This window comes from Trebonia sp., assembly GCF_049794275.1.
Classification (GTDB): domain Bacteria; phylum Actinomycetota; class Actinomycetes; order Streptosporangiales; family Streptosporangiaceae; genus Trebonia.
Genome location: NZ_JBARCR010000285.1, coordinates 1 through 3,831, shown reverse-complemented (window position 1 = coordinate 3,831; position 3,831 = coordinate 1). Strand labels below are relative to the sequence as shown.

General features: G+C 68.0%; 5 protein-coding genes. 1 reads left to right on the top strand and 4 read right to left on the bottom strand.

Going from position 1 to position 3,831, the window contains the following annotated elements; translation table 11 throughout:
* The 4 genes from WA805_RS08050 to WA805_RS08035 all read right to left on the bottom strand — a co-directional run.
* Positions 1–910, bottom strand: a 910-nt coding sequence (locus WA805_RS08050; RefSeq protein ID WP_425242019.1) for a hydroxymethylglutaryl-CoA lyase, incomplete at its 3' end; no start/stop codon positions are given.
* A 56-nt stretch (positions 911–966) separates the two neighbouring features.
* Entirely contained in the window at positions 967–1,758 is a 792-nt protein-coding gene (locus tag WA805_RS08045; protein ID WP_422282195.1) for an enoyl-CoA hydratase/isomerase family protein, read from the bottom strand.
* Between the two features lie 31 nt (positions 1,759–1,789).
* A complete protein-coding gene (locus WA805_RS08040; RefSeq protein WP_422289035.1) occupies positions 1,790–2,314 on the bottom strand; it encodes a PH domain-containing protein in 525 nt (174 codons plus the stop codon).
* Positions 2,315–2,390: 76 nt separating this feature from the next.
* Positions 2,391–3,314 (bottom strand): DUF559 domain-containing protein, encoded by a 924-nt coding sequence (locus WA805_RS08035; protein ID WP_422326038.1) that lies wholly within the window; start codon positions 3,312–3,314, stop codon positions 2,391–2,393.
* Between the two features lie 219 nt (positions 3,315–3,533).
* On the opposite strand from WA805_RS08035, the gene WA805_RS08030 reads away from it, so the two are divergent.
* The coding region (locus WA805_RS08030) for an antibiotic biosynthesis monooxygenase family protein (RefSeq protein ID WP_425242018.1) at positions 3,534–3,831 on the top strand (298 nt) is incomplete at its 3' end.

The window sequence follows — 3,831 nt, the reverse complement described above, 5'->3', positions numbered from 1 at the left end:
GGATCGTGCGGGTGCGCGGGCCGGCCCGCAGCACCTGCGACGGCAGCGTATGGCCGACCGCGCGCTCGGCCTCGGCGGCAGCCTCGATCATCGCCTCGAGGTCGATGCCGGTGTCGATGCCCATGTCCTCGACCATGTGCACCAGTTCCTCGGTGGCGATGTTGCCGGTGGCGCCGGGGGCGTAGGGGCAGCCGCCGAGCCCGCCCACCGAGGCGTCGAAGTCCGCCACGCCCAGCTCGAGCGCGGCGAGCACGTTGGCGAGCCCGGTGCCGCGGGTGTTGTGGAAGTGCAGGTTCAGCGACGTCTCGGGATTCGCACCGCGGAACGCGCCCACCAGCGCGCGTACCCGGGTCGGCGTCGCCATCCCCGTCGTGTCGCCGAACGACGCCGAGTCCGCCCCGTCGCGGACGGCCCTCGACGCGACCTTGACGACCCGCTCGACAGGCACATCACCCTCGTACGGGCAACCCCAGGCGGTAGCGACGATCACCTGAACGGTCGCGTCGCGCAGGTGCGCCATGTCGATGATCGCCGCGATCTCGTCGAGCGATTCTTCCGTGGTCCTGTTCACGTTCTTCAGGTTGTGGGTCTCCGAGGCCGAGACGACGACCTCCAGCTCCCTGACCCCGGTGTCCAGCGCGCGGACGGCGCCGCGCAGGTTCGGCACCAGGGCGGAGTAGCGCACGTTCGGCGCCCTCTTGATCCGCGACCACACCTCGTCCGCGTCGGCCATCTGCGGAATCGCCGTCGGCCTGACGAACGACACCGCCTCGATCCGCGCCACCCCGGTGCGTGACAGCGTGTCCACCAGGGCCACCTTGGCGTCCGTGGGGATGGGGTCCTCGTTCTGCAGACCGTCGCGTGGACCGACCTCGCGCAGCGAGATCTTCGCCGGAAGTTCCCAACTCACGGTTCCAGGCTAATCCGCCGCGGCAACGCCCTGGCCACCCGGCTCGCTTGCGGGGCTTATTCGCCTGGCCAGCGCGGGGCGCGCTTTTCCGCGAACGCCGCGATGCCCTCCCGCCGGTCGGCGGACAGCGCCGCGGTACGCCAGGCGGCGTCCTCGATGTCGAGCGCCGGGTCCAGCGGGACGCCCCAGCCGTTGCGCAGCGCCCGCTTCGCGGCCTTGACCGCTACCGGCGAGTTCTTCGCGATCGTCGTGGCCACCTCGATGGCCGTGGCCCTCGCCTCGCCGGCCGGGACGCGACGGGCGACGAGCCCGATGTTGTACGCCTCGTCGATGGTGACGCGGCGGCCGGTGAGGATGAGGTCGGCGGCCAGCCCGGTGCCCAGCCTCCTCAGCGCCAGCTGCGTCCCGCCGCCGCCGGGTACCAGGCCGACGGTGACCTCGGGCAGGCCGAACACCGCGTTCTCGTCCGCCACGATGATGTCGCAGCTCATCGCGAACTCGCAGCCGCCGCCGAGCGCGTAGCCGTGCACGGCGGCCACCGTGGGCTGGGGCAGGTCTCGCACCCCGCCGAACGCCGCGCGGAACACCTCGCGCTGCCGCAGGATCTGCGCGTCGGTCATGGCGTTGCGTTCCTTAAGGTCCGCGCCCGCGCAGAAGGCCTTTGTCCCCGCGGCGCTGAGCACGACCGCCCTGACGCCGGGGTCGCCGCCCAGGTCCGCGCAGGCTTCGGCGATGGACTCAGCCATCGCGGTGTTCAGCGCGTTGAGCGCGTCCGGGCGGTCGAGCACGATCTCCGCGACGTGGTCAACGCCAGTGTCCTTGCGCACGGTGATGCCGTCATAGTCCACAGCGCTGAAGGCTAGTCCATGGTGTGCGGCGTTACGGGCCCGTGGCGTGCGAGTCGTCCCGGTCGGCGCGGGCCCGCTCGTCCTCGACGAGCTGGAACAGCGTTGCCTGGACTCGTTCCGCGTTCGGGATCTCGGTGAGTCTTAGCTGGCCATGCTCGCCCGCCGACTCCACGACCAGCGTGCCGCTGCCGAGCAGCCGGTCCAGCGGCCCCTTGCGGAACGAGACGTCGGTAATCCGGGACAGCGGGATATCCCGGCCGTTGCGCGCGATGATCCCGTCCCGGAGCCGCAGCCGCCTGGTGGTCAGCTCATATGCGGTCGTACGCCACCTGAGCAGCGGAATCGTCAGGCACCACATGAGCAGCACAATGGCCACGACCGCCAGCGCCAGCCGTTCGCCGTCGGCTGCCCTGCTGGCCGGGATGAGCACCTCCCCGATAAGCAGCACAGCCACCACGACAAACGTCAGCAGGATGGGCCGCACCAGCGTCTTCCAGTGCGGATGCAAGATAGCAACGACTTCTTCGCCCGTCGCTAGCGAGCGGTCAGATCCCATACCAGACATCGTAGTTCCTTCGCTTTGTTCCTGTTTTCTGTCGTCCTGACGACAGAAAACAGGAACAAAGCACTGCCTAGCATGAGTATTCAGCCTCACAGAGGGCCTGACGGATTTGGGCGGCCACGTAGTCCGGCTGGTAGCGGACCACCCAGGCCGGGAAACGCAGCACGCGGTAATGCTCGAGTTGGAGGCCATTGCCGCGGTCCATGTCATCCCAGTAGGTGCGCACGTCGATGTGACCAGCCCCGTCGATCTCGACAACCAGCTGGGCCTTCTCCCAGACCGCATCGAGCCATCTCCGGCGTCCATGCGCGTCGCGCAGCGGTACCTGCCGGTCGGGTGCGGGCAGTTTGAACTGGCGCACCACGAGACTCGTGAAGTCGAGTTCGGACAGGGCGTGCGCGCCGCCCGCTATATCGCCTAGCGTCTGGCTGATGATCTTGCGCCGGTGCAGGCGCTCGTTGCGGTCAAGCTCGGCCACAAGGTCGGTGACGCGTACCAGTCGTTGCTGGACTCCAGCTGCGAGCACAGCCTGAGCACCGCGGTCGGTCCCCATCCATGCCGCAGCGTCCACGAGCGACCGAGCGATCCTCGTCTGTGGTGGCTGCCTGGCCGGGTGGATGTCCGCAGGCGCCAGATTCCTCGAGTAGTGCACGACCAGCGGCAATGACGGTTGGATGGACCGAACTGCGTGGCGTGCCCTCGCCGGTATTAGGAGATGAATCGAGCTGGCCTTTTCATCGAAACCGCGGAAACCCTGGAGGCGCGCGGCCGTGAGTCCGGCGAGCGCCGCACCTTTCCCCGCCCACAACGCCGCAATGCGAAGTGTCTGCTGCGGGGTCAGCGGACCAGAATGTGCCACGACGATCCCGCGGCACGGCTGCTGCCAGCGCCCAGAGGTCAGCTGCCAGCGAAGCGCGGCCGGGGAAAGGTAGTCGAGCGCCGACCTGGTATCAAGTACGCCGTCCTGCCAGGCCAAGAGATCATCAAGCGCCATCGGTGATTCGCACTGTGGGGTCATGACAACACGGTCGGCCAATGATGCTGCTCGCGGTTTGTCGACCCGTCTGCCTGTGGAAAACGCTTCAGTTATCCACACAGTGAGGACGGGGCGCTTGCGCTCGAGCGTCCAGTCTGCTATTTGTTCCTGTTTTCTGTCGTCCTGACGACAGAAAACAGGAACAAAGCGGAGGACAACACTGATGAGGAGGGGTGCATGATCGCGCGAATTTGGCGCGGGTGGGCGCCACCGGGACGGGCTGACGACTATCAGCGTCACTACGAGACAGAGGTTAGCGAGCACCTGACGGCGGTGAACGGGTTCCGCGGCGCCCAGCTGCTGCGCAGGGACGAAGGCGGGGAGATCGCCTTCACCTCCATTACCTGGTTCGCGGACCTGGACGCGGTTCGCGGGTTCGCGGGGGACGACTACGAGCAGGCGGTGATCGAGGACGCGGCCCAGGCGGCACTCAGCCGCTGGGACGAGCGTGTCTCGCACCACGAAGTCGCGGTGC

Coding starts and splice junctions, on each gene's coding strand:
- WA805_RS08040 (WP_422289035.1), bottom strand. CDS start 2,314: ATGGGATCTGACCGCTCGCTAGCGACGGGCGAAGAAGTCGTTGCTATC.
- WA805_RS08035 (WP_422326038.1), bottom strand. CDS start 3,314: ATGGCGCTTGATGATCTCTTGGCCTGGCAGGACGGCGTACTTGATACC.